At 66.8% G+C, this 21207-nt stretch carries 15 protein-coding genes; 11 read left to right on the top strand and 4 right to left on the bottom strand.

The features are described 5' to 3' along the window. Positions 1-71: 71 nt before the first annotated feature. Complete coding sequence (locus P7D22_RS15170) at positions 72-2633, bottom strand: GcvT family protein (protein WP_319935089.1); 2562 nt, start codon at positions 2631-2633, stop codon at positions 72-74. Between the two features lie 226 nt (positions 2634-2859). Between P7D22_RS15170 and P7D22_RS15165 the strand changes: the two genes are divergently transcribed. Continuing rightward, a complete protein-coding gene (locus tag P7D22_RS15165; protein WP_319935088.1) occupies positions 2860-3291 on the top strand; it encodes a hypothetical protein in 432 nt (143 codons plus the stop codon). Positions 3292-3300: 9 nt separating this feature from the next. Here the strand turns inward: P7D22_RS15165 and P7D22_RS15160 are convergent, their stop codons facing one another. Next, the gene (locus P7D22_RS15160) at positions 3301-4368 is read right to left on the bottom strand and encodes a sensor histidine kinase (RefSeq protein WP_319935087.1); all 1068 of its coding nucleotides are present in this window, start codon (positions 4366-4368) and stop codon (positions 3301-3303) included. Positions 4369-4781: 413 nt separating this feature from the next. Between P7D22_RS15160 and P7D22_RS15155 the strand changes: the two genes are divergently transcribed. The 9 genes from P7D22_RS15155 to P7D22_RS15115 all read left to right on the top strand — a co-directional run bounded on the left by P7D22_RS15155 (position 4782) and on the right by P7D22_RS15115 (position 18805). Then, complete coding sequence (locus tag P7D22_RS15155) at positions 4782-5861, top strand: inositol-3-phosphate synthase (RefSeq protein WP_319935100.1); 1080 nt, start codon at positions 4782-4784, stop codon at positions 5859-5861. 34 nt (positions 5862-5895) lie between these two features. After that, the gene (locus tag P7D22_RS15150; RefSeq protein ID WP_319935086.1) at positions 5896-6489 is read left to right on the top strand and encodes a histidine phosphatase family protein; all 594 of its coding nucleotides are present in this window, start codon (positions 5896-5898) and stop codon (positions 6487-6489) included. Next, positions 6486-7571 carry a CgeB family protein gene (locus P7D22_RS15145; RefSeq protein WP_319935085.1) on the top strand — a complete coding sequence of 362 codons (1086 nt, stop codon included), beginning with the start codon at positions 6486-6488 and terminating at the stop codon, positions 7569-7571. Before P7D22_RS15150 ends, P7D22_RS15145 begins: the two co-directional genes overlap by 4 nt. Continuing rightward, positions 7571-8380 (top strand): nucleotidyltransferase family protein, encoded by an 810-nt coding sequence (locus P7D22_RS15140; protein WP_319935084.1) that lies wholly within the window; start codon positions 7571-7573, stop codon positions 8378-8380. Before P7D22_RS15145 ends, P7D22_RS15140 begins: the two co-directional genes overlap by 1 nt. Then, a complete protein-coding gene (locus P7D22_RS15135; RefSeq protein WP_319935083.1) occupies positions 8377-9141 on the top strand; it encodes a TIGR04290 family methyltransferase in 765 nt (254 codons plus the stop codon). Before P7D22_RS15140 ends, P7D22_RS15135 begins: the two co-directional genes overlap by 4 nt. Beyond that, positions 9138-10058 (top strand): beta-xylosidase, encoded by a 921-nt coding sequence (locus P7D22_RS15130; RefSeq protein WP_319935082.1) that lies wholly within the window; start codon positions 9138-9140, stop codon positions 10056-10058. The genes P7D22_RS15135 and P7D22_RS15130 overlap by 4 nt, the downstream gene beginning before the upstream one ends. A 247-nt stretch (positions 10059-10305) precedes the next feature. Beyond that, complete coding sequence (locus tag P7D22_RS15125; protein ID WP_319935081.1) at positions 10306-12507, top strand: amylo-alpha-1,6-glucosidase; 2202 nt, start codon at positions 10306-10308, stop codon at positions 12505-12507. A 154-nt stretch (positions 12508-12661) separates the two neighbouring features. Continuing rightward, positions 12662-17386, top strand: coding sequence for a glutamate synthase large subunit (gene gltB / locus P7D22_RS15120; protein ID WP_442916096.1), 4725 nt, complete (start codon positions 12662-12664; stop codon positions 17384-17386). Next, a complete protein-coding gene (locus P7D22_RS15115; RefSeq protein ID WP_319935080.1) occupies positions 17387-18805 on the top strand; it encodes a glutamate synthase subunit beta in 1419 nt (472 codons plus the stop codon). Positions 18806-18857: 52 nt separating this feature from the next. Here P7D22_RS15115 and P7D22_RS15110 read toward each other — a convergent pair whose 3' ends face one another. After that, on the bottom strand, positions 18858-19061 hold the full coding sequence (locus P7D22_RS15110) for a hypothetical protein (protein WP_319935079.1): 204 nt from the start codon (positions 19059-19061) through the stop codon (positions 18858-18860). A gap of 205 nt (positions 19062-19266) precedes the next feature. Here P7D22_RS15110 and P7D22_RS15105 point away from each other — a divergent pair. After that, positions 19267-20213 (top strand): IS630 family transposase gene (locus P7D22_RS15105; RefSeq protein ID WP_319935078.1). Its coding sequence is split into 2 segments (ribosomal slippage): positions 19267-19603 and positions 19603-20213, totalling 948 coding nucleotides; the frame shifts between segments, so codons are not numbered across the junction. Between the two features lie 12 nt (positions 20214-20225). On the opposite strand, the gene P7D22_RS15100 is transcribed toward P7D22_RS15105, so the two are convergent. Beyond that, positions 20226-21207, bottom strand: a 982-nt coding sequence (locus P7D22_RS15100; RefSeq protein ID WP_319935077.1) for an SGNH/GDSL hydrolase family protein, incomplete at its 5' end; no start/stop codon positions are given.

Here is a 21207-nt window from a genome sequence, read left to right as displayed (position 1 = left end):
GGGCCGACGCAAGTCGCAACGGCGCTGGCCGTGCGGTTTTCCGGCGGCCGTCGCATTTGCGTCATGGTGCCTCAGCTGCGTGGCTTGGCGTTCTCCGGGTCGTACAGCGCCTTGTAGCCCACGGAAGCCACCTCGACCGGGAACGCATCGCCGAAATATTCGACCTGCAGCGTGCGGCCGGCCTGCGCGAAGTCGTGCGGCAGATAGGCGAGCGCGATATTCTTGCCGATCGTCGGCCCATAGGCGATCGAGGTGGTGAAGGAGCGACGGCCGAGCGCGTCGACCAGGGTTTCGCCCGTCGCGGGGTCCTGCACCGGCAGGATGCCGACGGGATAACGGGCCACGCCCCGGGTGTCGCGGTTGTCGGTCATCACCAGGGTGCACAAGGTGGCGGGCTGATGCGGCCGGGCGCGGTGCTCGACGTGGCAGGCCTTGCCGCGGAACTCGGCGTTCTTGACCTTGGGTCGCGCCAGGCCAGCCTCGAGCAGGTTGTATTCGGTGGTCAGGTCGGCGTTCTGCAGCCGCAGGCTCTTCTCCATGCGGCGGCTGTTGGCATAGGTCTCGATGCCGACCGCCATGATGCCCGTTTCGCGCAGGGCGTCCCACACCGCGAGGCCGTCCTCGTAGCGCATGTGCAGTTCCCAGCCCTGCTCGCCCACATAGGAGATCCGGAAGGCGCTGACCGGCACCCCGGCGATGTTGATCGGCTTGACGGCCGCAAAGGGGAAGTTCGCGGGCGACAGGCCGTCCGGGTCGGCCACCACCTTGGCCAGGGTGGCGCGGGCGTTCGGGCCCCAGATGCCGATCGTGACATAACGCTCCGTCACATCCGTCACCGAAACGTCGAACCCCTTTTCGGCCGCGACGCGGCGCAGGTAATGGTAGTCGCGCGGGCCCGCATCGGCCCCGTCCACCACACGGCAGCGGTCGGCCATGCGGAACACGGTGAGGTCCGCCCGCACCATGCCGGCGTCATCGAGAAAGTGGGTGTAGATGCCTTTGCCGATATTGGCATCGCCGCCGATCTTTGCGGCGCAAACCCATTCCATCAGCGCGACGTGATCGGGGCCCTCGACGTCCACGATGGCGAAATGCGACAGATTGATGAGGCCGCAATCGTCGCTCATGGCGAGTTGCTCGGCGTTCGACACGCGCCAGAAATGCCGGGCGTCCCATTCGTCGGTCCGCACCGGGACCCGGTTGCCGTAACGCTCGATCAGATGGGCGTTGGCCGCATAGCCATGCGCCCGTTCCCAGCCGCCGAGTTCCATGAAGTAACCGCCGAGCGCGCGCTCGCGCTCGTGGAAGGGCGAGCGGCGCAGGCCGCGGCCGGTGTCATAAGGTTCACGCGGGTGGATGCCGGGGTTGTAGACCTTCTTGGCGGCCTCGCCGCAGCGGCCGGCGATGTAGTCCGCCCCAAGCTGATGCGGGTAGAAGCGTGCGATGTCGATCTTAGCGTGGTCGATGTCCGTGCGGCCGTCCGTCATCCAGTCGGCGATGAGCTTGCCCATGCCGGGGCCGTCCTTCACCCACACGCCGACGCAATACCACAACCCGCGATGCCGCTGCGACTCGCCCAGCATGGCGTTGCCGTCCACCGTCACCTGCAGCAGGCCGTTGAAGGACCGGCGCTCGTCATAGCCGAGCTCGCCCAGGATCGGCGTCAGCTCGATGGCGCGCTCGAGGGGGGTGAGGATATGCTCCATGTCGAGGTCGCGCTGCGAGGGCGACAACCGGGCCTCGGCCTTGCCGAGCAGCTCGCGCGGGTGGACGAGGCGCGGCGCGTGTTCCTCGTAATACCCCCACTCGATCATGCCGCCTTCGGCCGTGGTCGGGTCACCGGTGTCCCGCATATAGGCGGAGTTGCCTTGGTCGCGCAGCAGCGGCCAGCCGATATCTTTGCCGGTTCCCGCGAATTCGTTGAAGGGACCGAAGAACACCAGGGGATGGTCGATCGGCATGACGGGCAGGTCTTCGCCCGCCATCTCGGCGATCATGCGGCCCCAAAGGCCGGCGCACACCACCACATGATCGGCCATGATCGTGCCGCGCGGCGTGACGACGCCCTTGATGCGGCCGCCCTCGAGTACCAGCGAGGTCGCGGGCGTGTTGGCGAAGCCGGTGAGGGCGCCGCTCTTCTCCGCCGCATCCACCAGCAGGCCGGCCACCGTCTGCGAGCGGGGCACCACGAGGCCGGCATCCGGGTCCCACAGGCCGCCCTGGACCATGGCTTCCTCGACCGGCGGGAACTTCTGCTTGATCTCGGCCGGCTCCATCAGCCGGGCCCGGGTGCCGAAGGCCTTGCCGGACGACACCTTGCGGCGCAGCTCCGCCATGCGTTCGTCGTCACCGACGCGGGCGACCTCGATGCCACCGACGCGGGCGTAGTGGCCCATCTTGTCGTAGAAATCGATGGAATAAAGCGTCGTCCAGCAGGACAGGAAATCGTGGCTGGTCGAGTAGCAGAAGTCCGACGCATGGGCGGTCGAGCCGATGTCGGTCGGGATGCCGGACTTGTCGATGCCGACGATATCGGTCCAGCCGCGGGCCACGAGGTGATGGGCCACCGAGGCCCCCACGATCCCGCCGAGGCCGATGATGACCACCTTCGCGTGTTTCGGAAACTCAGCCAAGCCTCGACTCCCTTTCTGCACGCTGAGGTGTAGAAGCTGCCGCGCCGTGCGTGCCGCTTCATTGCGACATATCCGCGATGCCGGGCGACCCTGCGGCATTGCGGGCCCTTCCGAAGCCTGTGCCCATCGGTTCACGGAAACGTGAGGCTGTTGAGCCTTCATTAACCATGCTGCGAGACCTTGAGGAGCCGGAAGCCTCGTTCCGGGTCCCGCGAGGTGATCGCAGATGCCGTCGCCAACCCCTCACATCGAACCGCGCGCCATGCCGGTGCCCGACCTCCTGCACGACCTGCGTTCAGAAATGGCGGTATGGGCTGAACCGGTCATCGCCGACACCGTTTCCGACGGCTATGCCGACCGGTCGCTCGGCTCCGCGTCCCACGCCCTGCTGTCGATCCACCACCGACGCCTGTGGCGGGCCCTGATCCTCGATCAGCGGGGAACGGCCGAGCGCATCTGGCTCGACCTCGAACGCGATCTGCAACGGGCGGGTCTCGATCCCGACGTCACGGAAGAAATCAACGCCGCCGTGCTGGATGAGCTGATGGATATCGTGTTTTGCCGCTTCAGCAGCTCGCGCCACAAGGCGAGAGGCTTTGGCCGCGTGCTGCTCGGGGCCGCCGCCCAGACGGTCGCGGTTCGGCCGCTTCACGCCTGAACGGTCCGGTCAGGCGGAGAATAGCTTCGGCATCTCGGCGTTCTTGGGAGGGCCGCTCAACACGAAGCTCGACGGGATGCGCAACGACCATTGCAGGCCCTCGGGCGCGAAGGTCAGGCTGACGCTGCCGTCGAGGGCGCTCGCGGCGACCCGTTCCACCACCTTGCGGCCAAAGCCCTGCCGACGCGGCGGCGCGACCGTCGGTCCTCCCAGCTCGGTCCAGGTCACATGCAGGCGTCGATCTGCGCCAGTGCCGTCGTCGAGGTGCCACGACAGCTCGACGCGCCCCTCGCTGTTCGACAAAGCGCCGTAGCGGATCGCGTTGGTCGACAATTCGTTCAGGGCCAAGCCGATATTCTGGGCCGCCTCGGGCTTCAGGAAGATCGATGCACCGCCAAGCGACACCCGGCTCGGATGCGATTCGAGCATGTCATGCAACTGCCCCTTGACGAGCTCCTCCATGTGGGCGCCGTGCCAGTCCTGCGCGGCCAGCAATTCGTGCGAAGCCGCGAGGCCGCGCAGACGCAACGACAGGCGGCGCTCGAAGTCCGCCGCCGTCAAACTGTCCTTGACGGTCTGGCGGGCCATGGCCTGGATGATGGCCAGCAGGTTCTTGGATCGGTGCGTGATCTCCCGCAGCAGCATGTGCAGGTGAATGTCGTGCAGCTTCTGGTCGGTGACGTCCTCGGCGGTGCCGATTACCTCCCCGACCGCATCGTCGGGACTCGGAAAGATGCCCGCTCGCGCGCTGACCCAGCGTTCCCGCCCATCGTCGATCCGACGAATGCGGAACTGGATCTCGCCGCCGCGGTCCGTGTCGGGCGTCGGGTCCAGCATGCGGTCGATCGCCGTATCGACGCGGGCCCGGTCGTCCGGGTGCACGGCGTCAAGAAGCTGTTCCATCCCGGCGGTTTGCGATGCCGGCACACCCCAGATGGCCGCGATCCGCGCATCCTGGTTCAGGCTGCGGCTTTGCGGCATCCAGCTCCAGACGCCGGTCTTGCCGCCAGCCAGAACCATCGAGACCCGCTCGGCATAGCGCGCGGCATCCCCGCTTTGGCGGTCCTGGGCGCTCACCGAGACGCTCCGAGGCGCTTTGGGATGCGCCCATCGCACGGCACGGACAGCGGCCTGGACCTGCCAGCAAAGACCCGTTTGCCGATATGAAACACGGTCCGACCCACCCGCCTGTTGCTCACCCGCCGGGCCTACGTCGCGCGCAAGTTTGCTCGAACGCTGACGCGCGAAAGATCTTAACGCTGTCTTCCGCAACTCCGGAGCCTTGGCACAACAGCCGGCCCGTATGATTGTTCCGGCCCCTCCGGTGCTGGAGAGCCGAATGGCGTCGCGTGCCCATTTGACGCAGACGGCCGACCCGTGCGGCGGCCTCGGAATTTCAGTCGTCGTGCTAGGAGCCCGGGCCGAACGTAAGATGGTTGGCCTCGCGGGTCCGATCCCCTAGGGTCCGGGCATCACGAGGGGGAGTGGGATTGGTGTCGAAGTCGCTGCGGGTCGGTGTGGTCGGTGTCGGGAATTGCGCCTCGTCTCTGCTGCAGGGCATGAGCTATTACCGGTCGGCCCACACGAACGAGCCCGTTCCCGGCCTGATGAACGCCGACGTCGGCGGCTATCACGTCCGCGATATTGCCGTGTCGGCCGCCTTCGACGTCAATGCCGCGAAGGTCGGCGCCGACGTTGCGGATGCCATCTTGGCCGAGCCCAACAACACCACGCGCTTCGCCGCCGTCGTGCCGACCGGCGTCACAGTGCAGCGCGGGCCGACCTTCGACGGGCTCGGCAAATACCTGCGCGACGTGGTGCCGGAATCCGACGCCGCCCCGGTCGATGTGGCGGCGGCGCTCGCCGAAAGCCGCACCGACGTGCTGGTGTCGTATCTGCCGGTCGGCTCCCAGCAGGCTGCCGAATATTACGCCGAACAGGCGCTCAAGGCCGGCTGTGCCTTCGTCAATTGCATGCCGGTGTTCATCGCCTCGAACCCGGCCTGGGAGCGGCGCTTCGCGGAAGCCAAGCTGCCCATCATCGGCGACGACATCAAGAGCCAGGTCGGTGCCACCATCGTGCACCGCGCGCTGGTCAACCTGTTCCGTGATCGGGGCGTCAGGGTCGACCGCACCTACCAGCTCAACTTCGGCGGCAACACCGATTTCCAGAACATGCTGGAGCGCGAGCGCCTCGAATCAAAAAAGATCTCGAAGACACAGGCTGTCACGAGCCAGTTCGACGTGCCGATCGCGCCCGAAAACATCCACGTCGGCCCGAGCGACCATGTGCCGTGGCTCACCGATCGCAAATGGGCCCACATCCGCATCGAGGGCACGGCCTTTGGCGGCGTGCCGCTCAATCTCGAGCTGAAGCTCGAAGTGTGGGACTCGCCCAATTCCGCCGGCATCGTCATCGATGCGGTCCGCTGCGCCAAGCTGGCGCTCGACCGCGGCATCGGCGGCGCCCTGATCGGCCCTTCGGCGTTCTTCATGAAATCGCCCCCCAAACAATTCACCGACACGGAGGCGCTGGAACGCACGCGCGCCTTCATGGCCGGCGAGGCGTGAGAGTGCGGGTCGCCGGCACGGTCGCGGCGCGCCGGTGAGCCGCGTCTACCTTCTGCGCCATGCCGCGCATGGTCTCATCGACAAGGCTTTGGCGGGCCGCATGGCGGCGGTGCACCTGTCCGGCGAGGGCCGGGACCAGGCACAGACCGTGGCGCGCGCCTTTGCGGGCCGCTCAATTGCTCGAATCCTGTCGAGCCCGCTCGAACGCTGCCGGGAAACGGCGCAGCCGGTCGCCGATCTTCTCGGGCTCGACGTGGTGGTCGAGCCTGCCCTGAACGAGATCGATTGCGGCCGCTGGACCGGCATGGATTTCCCGTCGCTCGCCGCGGACCCCGCCTGGCACGCCTGGAACGCCGATCGGACGGGCGGCCGGATGCCGGGTGGCGAGAGCGCCGTCGAGGTTCAGGATCGGACGATGGCGCTGATCGCGCGTCTGGCCGCCACCGATGGCGGGCCGACGTTGCTCACCACCCATAGCGACGTCGTCAAGACGGTGGTGCTGACCCTGATCGGTGCCCCGCTCGACCATTACGGTCGCATCGTGGTCGATCCGGCATCGATCACCACCCTCGACCTGTGGCCGGGCGGCGGCAAGGTGGTGAGGCTCAACGAACAGGCGCCTGCATGAAGGTCGTCGTCTTCGGCCTGGCGATGTCATCGTCCTGGGGCAACGGCCACGCGACCCTCTGGCGCGGTCTCGTGCGGGCACTGGCGCGGCGTGGTCATCACGTCACCTTCTTCGAGCGCGACCTGCCGTTCTACGCCGCCAACCGTGACCTGCACGACCTGCCGGGCGGCGAGCTCGTGATCTATCCCGACTGGGACAGCGTGGCCGATCGCGCCCGACGCGCCGTCGCGGAAGCGGACGTCGCCATGGTGACGTCCTATTGCCCGGACGCACCCGAGGCCGAGCGCCTCGTGGTGGCGGCGCCCCGCGCGGCGCGGTTGTTCTACGACCTCGATACGCCCGTGACGCTCGCGGCGCTCGAAGGGCCGGAGCGGCCCGCCTATGTGGGGGCGCGCGGTTTCGCGGATTACGACCTCGTGCTCAGCTATACGGGCGGCGCGGCGCTGGCGGCCCTGCGTGACCGGCTCGGGGCGCGCCGCGTGGCACCGCTCTATGGTCATGTCGACCCCGACGTGCATCGGCCGGCGACACCCGACGCGGGCGAGATCTCGGCCCTGACCTATCTCGGCACCTATGCGGCCGATCGCCAGCCGGCCTTGGAGCGCCTTTTCGTTGTGCCGGCGCGGTTGCGGCCCGAGCGGCGCTTCACCCTCGGCGGCGCTCAATACCCGGCCGACTTTCCTTGGACGCCGAACATTTTCTTCCGACGCCATCTGCCGCCGGCCGCCCATCCGGCCTTTTTCGCGGCCGGGCGCATGACCCTCAACGTCACCCGTGCGGCCATGGCGGCCATGGGCCATTGCCCGTCCGGGCGCTTGTTCGAAGCCGCGGCCTGCGGCACGGCGCTGTTGTCGGACGGCTGGGAAGGGCTCGACGACTTCTTCGTGCCCGGCTCGGAAATCCTGGTGGCCGACACCACCGAGTCCGCACTGGCGGCCCTCGACCTGAGCGACGCGGCGGTCGCCCGCATCGCCCAGGCCGGCCGCGCCCGCGTGCTGGCCGATCATACGTCGGACCGGCGGGCCCTCGACTTCGAGGCTGCCGTCGCCAGCCTCGCCGTGCCGCAGGGGGAGCCGAACTGATGTGGGGCATCGTCCCGGCCGCCGGACGCGGCAGCCGCATTCAGCCGCTCGCCTTCTCGAAGGAGCTGCTGCCGGTGGGCAGCCGCCTCGATGGCGATGTGGAGCGTCCCTGCGCGGTCAGCGAATACCTGCTCGACCGCATGGTGCAGGCGGGCGCCACGAAGGTGTGCTTCGTCATTTCGCCGGGCAAGTCCGACATCCTGGCCTATTACGGCGGCGGCTACGGCCCGGCCTCGGTGGCCTATGTGGTGCAGCCGAACCCGAGTGGCCTGTGCGACGCCGTCTTCCGCGCGGCGCCGCTGATCGCCCCCGACGAGCCGGTGATCGTCGGCCTGCCGGACACGATCTGGTTTCCCGACAATGGTTTCGCGGCCCTGCCGGACGACTGCCTGTCGTTTTTGTTGTTTCCGGTGGACCGGCCCGAGTTCTTCGATGCCGTGGTGTGCGACCCGGACGGCCGCGTCCGCGAGATCCAGGTCAAGCAGCCGAATGCCGCCTCGAACTGGATCTGGGGCGCCTTCAAGATGCCCGGCCACGTCCTTCATGCCCTGCGCGATCTTTGGCTCGCCCGGCACCGCCAGGACGAATATCTCGGCACGCTCGTCAACGCTTATCTGGCGGCCGGCGGCATGGCGCGGGGCATCCCGGCCGGTACCGCCTATGTGGACGTCGGTACGCTGAACGGCTACCGCGCCGCGCTCGGCCTTCTCGGCCAGTCGGAGCCGCCGGTGCGCCGCGCCGCCCCCCTGGCCCATCACGGCGACGCGCCGCCGATCCTTGCCACCGCGCTTCGAGGCCCCATCGCATGACCGCGCCACCCACGATCACCCCCGACGCCATCCGCCGCGAGGCCGAGGCCCTTGGGCCCTGGTTCCACAACATGCAGCTCGGCGGCGTCTGGACCGCGCCGGACCATTTTCTCGGCGATTATCCGGGCGTGAAGTTCCGCTCCTTCGCCCACGTGCTGCCGGCCGATCTCACGGGCAAGACCGTCCTCGATATCGGCTGCAACGGCGGCTTCTATTCGATGGAAATGAAGCGGCGCGGCGCAAGCCGCGTGCTCGGCATCGACTTCGATGAGGATTACCTGGCCCAGGCCCGCTTTGCGGCGCGGGTGTCGGGTCTCGACATCGAGTTCCGCCAGTTGTCGGTCTATGACCTCGCGGCGCTCGGCGAGCGCTTCGACCTCGTGATCTTCATGGGGGTGTTCTACCACCTGCGCCATCCGCTGCTGGCGCTCGACCTCATCCATGACACGGTCGCCAAGGATCTGATGTTGTTCCAGTCGCTGCAGCGCGGCGCCCCGCAGGTCGATGCCGTGGCGGAAAACTACGACTTCTTCGAGCAGGGCCACTTCGACAGCCCCGGCTACCCGAAGATGCACTTCATCGAGCGTCGTTATGCCGACGATCCCACCAACTGGTGGGCCCCCAACGCCGCATGCTCGGCCGCCATGCTGCGCAGCGCCGGCTTCACCATCCTGGAGCACCCCGAAGAAGAGGTGTTCTTGTGCCGCCATGTCGCTGGCGCGACGGGCGGTGCCGTTTATCCGTCGAGGACGCGTCCGTGATCGAAGCCTGCATGCTCTGGAACGAGCCCAACAACAAGTCGCACTGGGACCCGGCCATCGATCCGGATTGGTCGCAGTTCGGCCGCATGGTGGTGTTGGCCGCCCAGGCGATCCGGGCCGAGAACGCCCATCTGCCGCGCGTGCTTGGCGGCATGTCGCCCATCGATCCGCACTTCGTGCACCGGCTCGCCGGCTATGGGGTGATGGAGCATCTCGACGCGGTCGCGGTGCATGGGTTCCCGCTCGATTGGAACCTGTGGGGCATCGACGAATGGCCGGCCAAGATCGCCGAGATCAAGGCCGCCACGCACCTGCCCGTGTGGGTCAGCGAGGTCGGGGTCTCGACCTTCGGGGCCGAGGAGGTGCAGGACTGGGGCCTGAAGCGCACGGCCGAACTGCTGCGCGGCCAGGCGCCGCGGGTGCACTGGTATTCGCTCTACGACCTGCCGCGCGAATGGGAGGCGACCACCCGGCACAAGGAAGCGGAAGGCTCCTCCTATTACCGCCATTTCGCCATGGGGCTGCTGCGGGAGGACGGCACCCCGAAACTGGCCGCGAAGCATTTCCATGACTGCGCCCCTGCCATGGGTCTTTGCCAGTGGTTCCACCACGAGGATCATCGGCTCGACGATGCCGTCGAGCACATGAAGCACATGGGGGTGCGCTACCTGCGCACCGGCCTCAGCTGGGCCGATTGGTTCCGCCCCGACGCCGAGCGGTGGTTCGACCGGCTCGTGAAGGCGTTGGAGCCGTTCCAGGTGACGGCCACCTTCTGCTTTACGCCCGAGCATCTCGGGGTCGAGCCCCATCACACCAGCGCGCCCCGCGAACCGGAAGCCTTCGCGGAGTTCTGCGCCACCATGGTGCGGCGCTATGTGGGAAGCGGGCCGACGCCGGAGATCGTGCCGTTCGGCTGAGGGCGGACGCGAGATCGCACCGTCGCCGTCATCGCGAGCGTCAGCGAAGCAATCCAGGGGCCGGGGCTCACCCCTGGCTTGCTTCGTCGCTTCGCGGCTCGCAATGACGGAGGTTGGCTTAACCGGTCTGGGGTTGGGGGGAGGCAGCGCCCTTCTGCGCCGGAATCGACGCCTATCGCTTTGACCTTCGTGCTCTGAACCATAGTTCCCCCTCGCGATCCCTCGATCGCGCGGAGATCGCCTTGAGATGACCTACGAGATCAGCGTCGGACCGGCTCAGATCACGGTCAATCTCGGCGAATGCGTGCTGATCACCGAGCAGGACGGGCAGGTGCATCAGCCGAGCGAGCGCGGACTGTTTTATCGCGACACCCGTCTTCTCAGCGCCTGGACGATCGAGATCGACGGCAAGCCCTGGCAGCTCCTGAGTTCCGCCGGCATCTCGCATTTCGCCTGCCAGGTCGTGATGACCAACCGGGCGTTGCCGATCGATAGCGGCGAGATCCCGGCCGGCTCGGTGAGCCTCACCTTGTCGCGCATCCTGTCGCAAGGCGGCATGCGCGAAACGCTCACCGTCCGCAATCACAACCGCACGGCGGTCGACACCGCGCTGACGATTGCCATGGCGTGCGATTTTGCCGACATCTTCGATGTGAAGTCGCACCGTATCGTCAGCCGCGGCCGGTCGGAAACCAGCTGGGCCGCGACCGAGGGCCGGCTCGAGACCGTGCATATCAACCAGACATTCCGGCGGGGCTTGGCGGTGTCGCCCGTCGATGACCTGCCGAAGCCCGTTCTGGTCAATGGTGCGCTCTGCTTTCCGCTGCGCATCGACCCCCAGGGCACCTGGACCACCCAGCTCGACTACCAAGCCATCGACGGCGACGTGCGGCAACCGCCGTCCGACGCCGATTTCGCATCGGGCAAGGATTCGGCTCAAGCCAAGGCGCTCGACAAATGGCGTGCCCAGGCGACGCGGCTCGCCACACCCTACACGGCCTTGCAGCAGCTCTACGACCAGTCGCTCGATGACCTCGCGGCCCTCCGGCTGCCGATCAGTGGCAACGACGGCGAATGCTTCATCCCGGCCGCCGGCATCCCGTGGTTCGCGGCCTTGTTTGGCCGCGACAGTCTGATCACCGCAATCCAGACGGTGCCGATCTATCCGGATTTCGCCCGCGGGGCGCTCGAGATCCTGGCCCATTACCAGGCCACCGGAACCGACGACAGCCGCGACATGCAGCCGGGCAAGATCCCGCACGAGCTGCGGCGCGGCGAATTGGCGGAGCTCGGCCTCGTGCCGTATCGGCCTTATTACGGCACCGCCGATGCGACACCGCTCTACATCATCCTGCTGCACCACGCCTGGGTTTATTCGGGCGACAAGGCGCTGATCGAGACGCACCTGCCCACCGCCGAACGCTGCCTGGAATGGATCGACCATCATGGCGACCTTGATGGCGACGGCTTCCAGGAATACCGGCGCCGCAGCCCGAAGGGCGCCGAGAACCAGGGTTGGAAGGATTCCGGCAACGCCGTGCTGTACGAGAACGGCGACGACGTGCCGGCCCCCAAGGCTTTGTGTGAGCTGCAGGGCTACGTCTACGACGCGTGGCTCCGCATGGCCGCGATCTATGACGCGCTCGGCGAGGGCGATAAGGCCGCCACCCTGCGCTTAAAGGCGCATGACCTTTACACCCGCTTCAACGCCGTGTTCTGGGACGAGGCCCAGCAGTTCTACGCGTTCTGCCTCGACCCGCAGAAGCGGCGCGTGATGAGCATCGCCTCGAACCCCGGCCACCTGCTGTGGTCCGGCATCGTGCCGCCCGAGCGGGCCGCGGCTGTGGTCAAGCGCCTGATGGCCGACGACATGTGGAGCGGCTGGGGCGTCCGTACGCTTTCGGCCCACCACCCGGCCTATAATCCGCATGATTATCAGCTTGGCGCCGTATGGCCGCACGACAACGGCTTCATCGCGCTCGGCTTCAAGCGCTATGGGTTCCACGACGAGGCGAACCGGATCGCCAAGGGTCTGGTGGATGCCGCCGACCGGTTCATGTCGAGCCGCCTGCCGGAGGTGTTCGCCGGCACCAGCCGGGACGATTCGCCGTTCCCGGTGCAATATCTCGGCGCCAACGTGCCGCAGGCCTGGGCGGCCGGATCGGTGTTCTGTTTCGTGCGCGCCATCCTGGGTCCGTTCGTCGATGTGGCGCGGAGAACGATCTTCACCGATGCCCACCTGCCGGACTGGTTGCCGGGCTTCGACGTGTACAATCTGAATGTCGGCCCCGACATCACGGTGGACCTGCGTGTTTGGCGCGACGGAAAGGCGACCAGGGTGACGCTGCTGCGTGGTGAGGGCGTCGATTTGCAGCATCGCGACTTCGCCGCAGGGTTCGATCATGCCGCGATCGAACCCAGTGCGGTGGAGGCGGAAAAGCGGCCTTGATTTGCGTCGCACGGACGCCGCGCACCCTTGAACGGTTCAAGAGTTTCTGTAAGGGTGAGCACTCGTAAATAGGACAGTCTCACTGACCTTCTCCGCCATGCTGGGCGGTGGACGGATCGGCTTGGGGCTGCTGGTGCCAGCAGGGAGGTCGGTCATGGGCGTGAGCGACAAGCAGGGTCTCGTTTCGGCGTCGATCGCGGGTCATCCCGCGACCAAACGTCCGATGATCGATCCGGCCCTGCCCAAGGCTCAGGGCCTCTACGATCCGACGCGTGAGAAGGACGCCTGCGGGGTCGGCTTCGTGGCCGACATGAAGAACCGCAAGTCGAACGACATCGTCGGCATGGGTCTGCAGATCCTGGCCAACCTCGACCACCGGGGCGCCGTGGGGGCCGATCAGCATGCGGGCGACGGCTGCGGCATGCTGGTGCAGATTCCGCATGGATTTTTCGTCGAGCAGGTGAAGGCGCTCGGCTTCACGCTGCCGGAGCCGGGCCGCTACGCGGTAGGCTTCTTCTTCATGCCGCGTGACCCCGAAGGCCGTCGCATCGTGGCCGAAGTCGTGGCCGAAACCTGCCGCCGCGAAGGCCAGCCGCTGCTCGGCTGGCGCGATGTGCCGACCGACCCGTCCGTGCTGGGCGAGAGCGTGGTGCCGCATGCCCCGGCCTGCGTGCAGCTTTTCATCGGCAGCGGCGACATGGGCGCCGATCAGGAGGCTTTCGACCGTCGCCTGTTCATCCTGCGCAAGGTGATCTCGGGCGTCGTGCACGCCATGGACGATGCCCGGGTGGAGGGGTTCTACCCCGTGTCCCTGTCGTCCCGCACGGTGGTCTACAAGGGTCTGCTGCTGGCGACCCGGCTCGGTCAGTTTTATCCCGACCTGAAGGACCCGACGTTCCAGTCGGCCCTGGCGCTCGTGCACCAGCGTTTCTCGACCAACACCTTCCCGTCCTGGTCGCTGGCCCACCCCTATCGCATGGTCGCCCATAACGGCGAGATCAACACGCTGCGCGGCAACGTCAACTGGATGGCGGCCCGTCAGGCGTCGGTGGAATCGCCTTTGTTCGGGCCCGACATCTACAAGCTGTGGCCGATCTCCTACGAGGGGCAGTCCGACACGGCGTGTTTCGACAACGCGCTCGAATTCCTGGTGCAGGGCGGCTACTCGCTCAGCCACGCCATGATGATGCTGATCCCCGAGGCCTGGGCCGGCAATCCGCTGATGGATGAAAGCCGACGCGCCTTCTACGAATATCACGCGGCCTTGATGGAGCCGTGGGACGGGCCGGCTGCGGTCGCCTTCACGGACGGCCGTCAGATCGGCGCCACGCTCGACCGCAACGGCCTGCGGCCCGCGCGCTATCTCGTGACCGACGGCGACCTCGTGGTGCTGGCCTCGGAATCCGGCACGCTGCCGATCCCGCAGTCGAGCATCGTCACCAAGTGGCGCCTGCAGCCGGGCAAGATGCTGCTCGTCGACCTCGAGCAGGGACGCATCATCTCGGACGACGAGGTGAAGACCGAGCTTGCGGCCTCGCACCCCTATGCGGATTGGGTGAAGCGCACCCAGATCGTGCTCGAAGACCTGCAGAACGTCGAGGCGCGGGCCGCCCGCACCGACGTGCCGTTGCTCGATAAGCAGCAGGCCTACGGCTATTCGAAGGAAGACCTCACCACCCTGCTGGCTCCGATGGGCGCCAAGGGCGAGGAGCCGACCGGCTCCATGGGCACCGACACGCCCATCGCGCCGCTCTCCGACAAGCCGAAGCTGCTCTATAACTACTTCAAGCAGAATTTCGCCCAGGTGACGAACCCGCCGATCGACCCGATCCGCGAGGAGCTCGTCATGAGCCTGATCTCGTTCATCGGGCCGCGGCCGAACATCTTCGACATCGAGGGCACCTCGAAGCGCAAGCGCCTCGAAGTGCGCCAGCCGATCCTCACCAACGACGATCTCGAGAAGATCCGCTGCATCTCGTTTTTTGAGGAAGCCTTCGACACCAAGACGCTCGACATCACCTATGCGGCGAAGCTCGGCGCCGACGGCATGGGCGACAGCCTCGACCGTTTGTGCGACCGCGCCGAGGCGGCGGTCGATGGCGGCTATAACATCATCATCCTTTCGGATCGCATGATGGGGCCGGATCGCATCCCGATCCCGGCGCTGCTGGCGACCGCGGCCGTGCACCATCACCTGATCCGCAAGGGCCTGCGCACCTCGGTCGGCCTCGTGGTCGAAACCGGCGAAGCGCGCGAGGTGCATCACTTCGCCTGTCTGGCGGGCTACGGCGCCGAGGCCATCAACCCTTATCTTGCTTTCGAGTCGCTGAAGGCTTTGGCGAAGGAATTCCCCGAAGAGGTCAACGAAAAGGACTCGGCCACCCGCTTCATCAAGTCGGTCGACAAGGGCCTGCTGAAGGTGATGTCCAAGATGGGCATTTCCACCTACCAGTCTTATTGCGGCGCCCAGATCTTCGACGCGGTCGGGCTCGGCGACGCCTTCATCGCGCAGTATTTCACCGGCACACATTCGTCGATTTCGGGCATCGGCCTGCGCGAGGTGGCGATCGAGGCGGTGAAGCGCCACACGGATGCCTTCGGCGAGAACCCGATCTACCGCTCCGCCCTCGATGTCGGCGGCGACTACGCTTACCGGGTGCGGGGCGAGGCCCACACCTGGACGCCGCAATCGGTGTCGCTGCTGCAGCACGCCGTGCGCGGCAACAGCCAGGACCAGTATCGTGCCTATGCCAAGCTGCTGAACGAGCAGGACGAGCGGCTGCTGACCATTCGCGGGCTGTTCCGCCTGAAGACCGCCGAAGAAGACGGGCGTCAGCCCGTGCCGCTCGAGGAGGTCGAGTCCGTCGCGTCCATCGTCAAGCGCTTCTCGACCGGTGCCATGAGCTTCGGCTCCATCTCGCGCGAGGCCCATACCACGCTGGCGATCGCGATGAACCGCATCGGCGGTAAGTCGAACACCGGCGAGGGCGGCGAGGAATCCGATCGCTTCAAGCCGCTGCCGAATGGCGACTCGATGCGCTCGGCCATCAAGCAGGTGGCCTCGGGCCGCTTCGGTGTGACGACCGAATACCTCGTCAACGCCGATATGATCCAGATCAAGATGGCGCAGGGCGCGAAGCCCGGCGAGGGCGGGCAGTTGCCCGGCCATAAGGTGGACGCCACCATCGCCAAGGTTCGCCATTCGACCCCGGGCGTCGGCCTCATATCGCCGCCGCCGCACCACGACATCTATTCGATCGAGGATCTGGCGCAGCTCATCTACGACCTGAAGAACGTCAATCCGGTGGCCAAAGTGTCGGTCAAGCTGGTGGCCGAGATCGGCGTCGGAACGGTGGCGGCGGGCGTTTCTAAGGCGCGGGCCGACCATGTGACGATCGCGGGCTTCGAGGGTGGCACCGGCGCTTCGCCGTTGACCTCCATCAAGCATGCGGGCAGCCCTTGGGAGATCGGCCTTGCCGAAACCCAGCAGACCCTGGTGCTGAACCGTCTGCGCTCGCGCATCACCGTGCAGGTCGATGGCGGCTTGCGCACGGGACGCGACATCGTGGTGGGGGCGTTGCTCGGCGCCGACGAATTCGGCTGCGCCACGGCGCCGCTGATCGCCGCCGGCTGCATCATGATGCGCAAGTGCCACCTCAACACCTGCCCGGTGGGCGTCGCCACCCAGGACCCGGTGCTGCGTCGCAAGTTCGTCGGCCAGCCCGAGCATGTCATCAACTTCTTCTTCTTCGTCGCCGAAGAAGTGCGCGAGCTGATGGCCCAGATGGGGTATCGCACCTTCGAGGAGATGGTGGGCCAGATCCACATGCTCGACCGCGACCGCGCCATCGAGCATTGGAAGGCCAACGGGCTCGACTTCGCCAAGCTGTTCCACCGCCCGGAGATGACGGCTGGAGACAGCCTCCACAACACGGATGAGCAAGACCACAACCTCGGCCGGGTGCTCGACCGCACCCTGATCGAGAAGAGCCAGGCGGCGCTCGACCGCAAGGAAGCCGTGCGGTTCGAGTTGCCGATCACCAACGTCGACCGCACCACGGGGGCCATGCTGTCTGGCGAGGTGGCGAGGCGCTACGGCCATGCCGGCCTGCCGGCCGGCACCATTCACGCCAAGTTCAACGGCACCGCCGGCCAAAGCTTCGGCGCCTTCGTGGCCAAGGGTGTGACGCTGGAGCTCGAGGGCGAGGCCAACGACTATGTCGGCAAGGGGCTGTCGGGCGGCCGGCTGATCGTCTACCCGTCGCGTGAGGCCACCCAGATCGTGCCCGAACATTCGATCATAGTGGGCAACACGGTGATGTATGGCGCCATCGCGGGGGAATGCTTCTTCCGCGGCGTCGCGGGCGAGCGCTTCGCGGTGCGGAACTCGGGTGCCACCGCGGTGGTCGAGGGCACGGGCGACCATGGCTGCGAATATATGACGGGCGGCACTGTGGTGGTGCTCGGGCCGACGGGCCGCAACTTCGCGGCCGGCATGTCGGGCGGCATCGCCTATGTGCTCGACGAAGCGGGCGACTTTGCACGAAAGTGCAACATGGCGATGGTGGAACTCGAATCCGTGCCGGCTGAGCTGTCGGTGGCGGAACGGCAGTTCCATGAAACCAACGACCTCAGCCACGTCGACCACGTCAAGGTGCAGAGCGACATGACGCGCCACGACGAGCGTCGGCTGCATCATCTCGTCAGCCAGCACGCCAAGCTGACCGGCTCGGAGCGCGCCAAGGCCATTCTGGCCGACTGGCATGGCCTGCTGCCCAGATTCAAGAAGGTGATGCCGGTGGAATACCGGCGCGCCCTGTCGGAACTGATCTCGGACGTGGAAGAAGAGGCGCCCTTGATGGCCCTCGCGGGGGAATAAATGGGGAAGGTCACCGGCTTTCTGGAAATCGACCGACGGGACCGGCGCTATGCGCCGGCCTCGGACCGGATCCGTCACTACAAGGAATTCGTGCTGCCGTTGTCCGAACCCGCCGTGCGGGAACAGGGCGCGCGCTGCATGGATTGCGGCATCCCGTATTGTCACAACGGTTGCCCGGTCAACAATCAGATCCCCGACTGGAACGATCTGGTTTATTCGGGCAAGTGGCAGGAAGCTTCGCGCAACCTGCATTCCACCAACAACTTTCCCGAATTCACCGGCCGCATCTGTCCGGCACCCTGCGAGCAATCCTGCACGCTCAATCTGCTGGACGCGCCGGTCACCATCAAGACGATCGAGAACGCCATTGCCGACAAGGCCTGGGCGGAAGGCTGGATCAAGCCCGAGCCGGCCAAGCTGAAAACGGGTAAGTCCGTTGCGGTGATCGGCTCCGGCCCGGCCGGCCTCGCCTGTGCGCAACAGCTCGCGCGCGCCGGGCACGACGTGCACGTCTACGAGAAGAACCAGAAGGCCGGCGGCCTGCTGCGCTACGGCATCCCGGAGTTCAAGCTCGAGAAGCGCCATATCGACCGCCGCATCGAGCAGATGCAGGGCGAGGGCGTGACGTTCCATTGCGGCGTCCATGTCGGCATCGACGTGAAGGCCGCGGAACTGACGGCGCAATACGATGCCGTGATCCTGGCGGGCGGCGCCGAGAAGGGGCGCGACCTGCCGATCCCCGGCCGCGACCTGCGCGGCGTGCATTATGCCATGGAGTTCCTGCCGCAGCAGAACCGGCGCCTGATGAAGGAGCCGCTGCGCACCAACGACCCGATCCTGGCGCACGGCAAGCATGTGGTGGTGATCGGCGGCGGCGACACGGGGTCCGATTGCATCGGCACCTCCATACGCCAGGGCGCCTTGTCGGTGACGCAGCTCGAAATCATGCCCGAGCCGCCCGCCAAGGAAAACAAGATGCTCACCTGGCCCGATTGGCCGCTGAAGATGCGGACCTCGTCGAGCCAGGAAGAGGGCGCCAACCGCGACTTCGCAGTCAACACCGTCAAGCTGCTGGGCGACGAAGGCGTCGTCACCGGCATCGAATGCGTGCGGGTCGACGACAAATACAAGGCGGTGCCCGGCACCGAATTTCCGCTCAAGGCCGACCTCGTCCTGCTGGCCATGGGCTTCGTGTCGCCCGTGCATGACGGGTTGTTGACGGAGCTCGGCGTCACGCTCGACGGTCGCGGCAACGTGCAGGCCGACCAGAAGGCCTATCGGTCGTCGGTCGACAAGGTGTTTGTGTGCGGCGACATGCGGCGCGGCCAGTCTCTCGTGGTCTGGGCCATCCGCGAAGGCCGTCAGGCCGCCCACGCGGTCGACAAGCACCTCATGGGTGCAACGACACTGCCGCGCTGAAGCGGCAACGACCCGGGCCCTGACCGGCCCGGGAAAGGCTGTTCAGCTTTGCTCAGAGGGCCTCGGCGGCAGGATCGCCACCTTGCGCGGCCGTCGGCCGGAGCAGGGTGGCGACGGTCGATGCCACCCTCGCGTCATCGCGCCACTCCTTCTTTTCAGCCTTGGGCATGGTTCCCGTAGCTTCGCACGGCAAGGCACCGAGCACGGCCGACAGGATGAGGGCCGACAGAATGGCGGTGACGAGTTTGACGATCATGCCTGCGCTGGGGTCCTGAGAGCTTGAGCTGAGCATCAAGCCTCAGGGTTGCGGCGGCAGCGTGGCGCGGGATGTTGTTAGGCCCAGAGCGGCAGTCGAGAAGCCGTCAGTCTAGAGCGGATTGCGCGCTGATTGAGTCGGCGAGGTAGCGGATCAGGATGCGATCTGATTCAGGGTTATGGCTGGCGTTGGGAGGCCGGCCACTATGCCTCGATCGCTGCACTTCGACCTTCGATCCCGTGTTCTTGCCGCCATCGACGACGGTCTGTCTTGCCGGCAGGCCGCAGGTCGGTTCGGTGTCAGCGCTTCGAGCGCGATCCGCTGGCAGGCCTTGCGCCGCGCCGGAGGGGATGCGCGGCCCAAGCCGCAGGGCGGTGATCGGCTTTCCCACCGCACGGAAGCCCATGCCGGGCTGATCGCGGCAGCTCTCGCGGCTGAGCCGGACATCACGTTGCCGGAGTTGAAGGAGCAGCTGGCGGGTCAGGGTGCCCACACCAGCGTGACGGCGCTGTGGCGCTATTTCCGGCGCCACGGCATCACGCGCAAAAAAAGACCGCCCACGCCGCCGAACAGGACCGGCCGGATATTCTGACACAGCGCGAGGACTGGTTCGACAACCAGCTCGATCTCGACCCGGAGCGCCTGGTCTTCCTGGACGAGACGTGGGCATCAACAAACATGGCGCGTCGCTATGGCCGAGCGCCTCGGGGCGAGCGGCTGCGGGTCGGCGTGCCCCATGGCCATTGGAAAACGACAACCTTCGTGGCCGGCCTGCGCTCGAGCGGCATCGTGGCCCCCTTCGTGATCGACGGGGCCATCAACCGAACCGCGTTCGAGACCTATGTGGCCAAGGTGCTCGTCCCCGAACTGAGCCCCGGCGACGTCGTGGTCATGGACAATCTGTCCAGCCACAAGGGCCCGCAGGTCCGCGCCATGATCGAAGCGGCCGGGGCCCGCCTCCTTTATCTCCCACCCTACAGCCCGGACTTTAACCCGATCGAAAACGCCTTTTCCAAGCTCAAGGCGCTTCTCCGCAAAACAGCTGCCCGGACCACCCCAAGCCTCTGGGCCGCCATCGGCAGGCTCATCGACACGTTCACGCCGCACGAGTGCGCCAACTTCTTCGCCGCAGCCGGTTACGATGCAACGTGAAAGGAATCCGCTCTAACGGCGCGGCCAAGCGAAATCGTCCGTCCGCCCTGCATGCTGGCCGGCCGTCGCCTGGAGTGGCGACGAGGCGGCAGCGATGCTGACGAGGTGCCCGTCCTCCGAGCTCGGCACCGCGGTCAGCGTCAGCACCGGGCCCGGCTTGGCCGGTATGGTCGGGCCGGGAACCGGCAGGCCGGCCTCACGCAGGATCTGCGCATTGACGTCGATGGATAGCGCCTGATCGAACACGTCGGTGTTCTGCTGCGGCACCGCGGCGAGTTCGCGGCTGGAGCGCGCCCTGTCGCGCAGGCGCTTCAGCTCGGGCAGCAGGAAGCTTGCCAGCTTCTTCGCCCCGGCCCGGGTAAAATTCCAGCCATTCGACCAGCGCAACGTCGTGGGTCGGCCGTTCACATCCGGCCCCGTCGGGCTGAAGTCGCCGTTCTCGTCCGCGAAAGGCTGCCAGCTGTCCACGAAAGCAGCCCCTTCACGCACGGCACGGTCCTGCACGACCTCGTTGATGGCCGCGTAGAGTTGCGCCTGGGTGGCGTCGCGGACGATGGGTAGCCCCAGCCAGATCAGGGGCACGTGCTTGTCCCGGAACCGGTCGGCCAGACGCGCCACCCGGTCGCCATAGCTCTGCCGCCACGCCGGGCTTCCAGGCAGAAGTTTCACGCCCTGCGGATCGGCCAGCGTCGTCGTGTCGTTGCTGCCGAGCATTATCACGGCGGCATCGAGACGACCGGCCTGCGTGCGGGCTTCCTCGATGGCCTTGTCCCAGGCCGCGGCATCGGTCGCCACCACGCCGACGGCGTCGTCGCTGCGATCGAGCACCTGCCGGACGCCGTCAGGGCTGTCCGTGTCGTTGAGGCCGCGGGCGGCCGACAGCGCGAAATCGTCGCCGAACACCGCCACCACGACATCCGGTTTGGGTGGGGCCGCGGGCGGCGTGCGTCGCACCGGCTGGCTGCGCGCCACGGCTGCCGGCGCCGGTCGGGCG

It is taken from the genome of Lichenihabitans sp. Uapishka_5, assembly GCF_033947565.1.
GTDB lineage: Bacteria > Pseudomonadota > Alphaproteobacteria > Rhizobiales > Beijerinckiaceae > Lichenihabitans.
The sequence above is the reverse complement of the archived record's forward strand: the minus strand, read 5'-3'. Positions and strand labels throughout refer to the sequence as shown.

Coding starts and splice junctions, on each gene's coding strand:
- P7D22_RS15165 (WP_319935088.1), top strand. CDS start 2,860: ATGCCGTCGCCAACCCCTCACATCGAACCGCGCGCCATGCCGGTGCCC.
- P7D22_RS15145 (WP_319935085.1), top strand. CDS start 6,486: ATGAAGGTCGTCGTCTTCGGCCTGGCGATGTCATCGTCCTGGGGCAAC.
- P7D22_RS15140 (WP_319935084.1), top strand. CDS start 7,571: ATGTGGGGCATCGTCCCGGCCGCCGGACGCGGCAGCCGCATTCAGCCG.
- P7D22_RS15135 (WP_319935083.1), top strand. CDS start 8,377: ATGACCGCGCCACCCACGATCACCCCCGACGCCATCCGCCGCGAGGCC.
- P7D22_RS15125 (WP_319935081.1), top strand. CDS start 10,306: ATGACCTACGAGATCAGCGTCGGACCGGCTCAGATCACGGTCAATCTC.
- gltB (WP_442916096.1), top strand. CDS start 12,662: ATGGGCGTGAGCGACAAGCAGGGTCTCGTTTCGGCGTCGATCGCGGGT.
- P7D22_RS15115 (WP_319935080.1), top strand. CDS start 17,387: ATGGGGAAGGTCACCGGCTTTCTGGAAATCGACCGACGGGACCGGCGC.
- P7D22_RS15110 (WP_319935079.1), bottom strand. CDS start 19,061: ATGATCGTCAAACTCGTCACCGCCATTCTGTCGGCCCTCATCCTGTCG.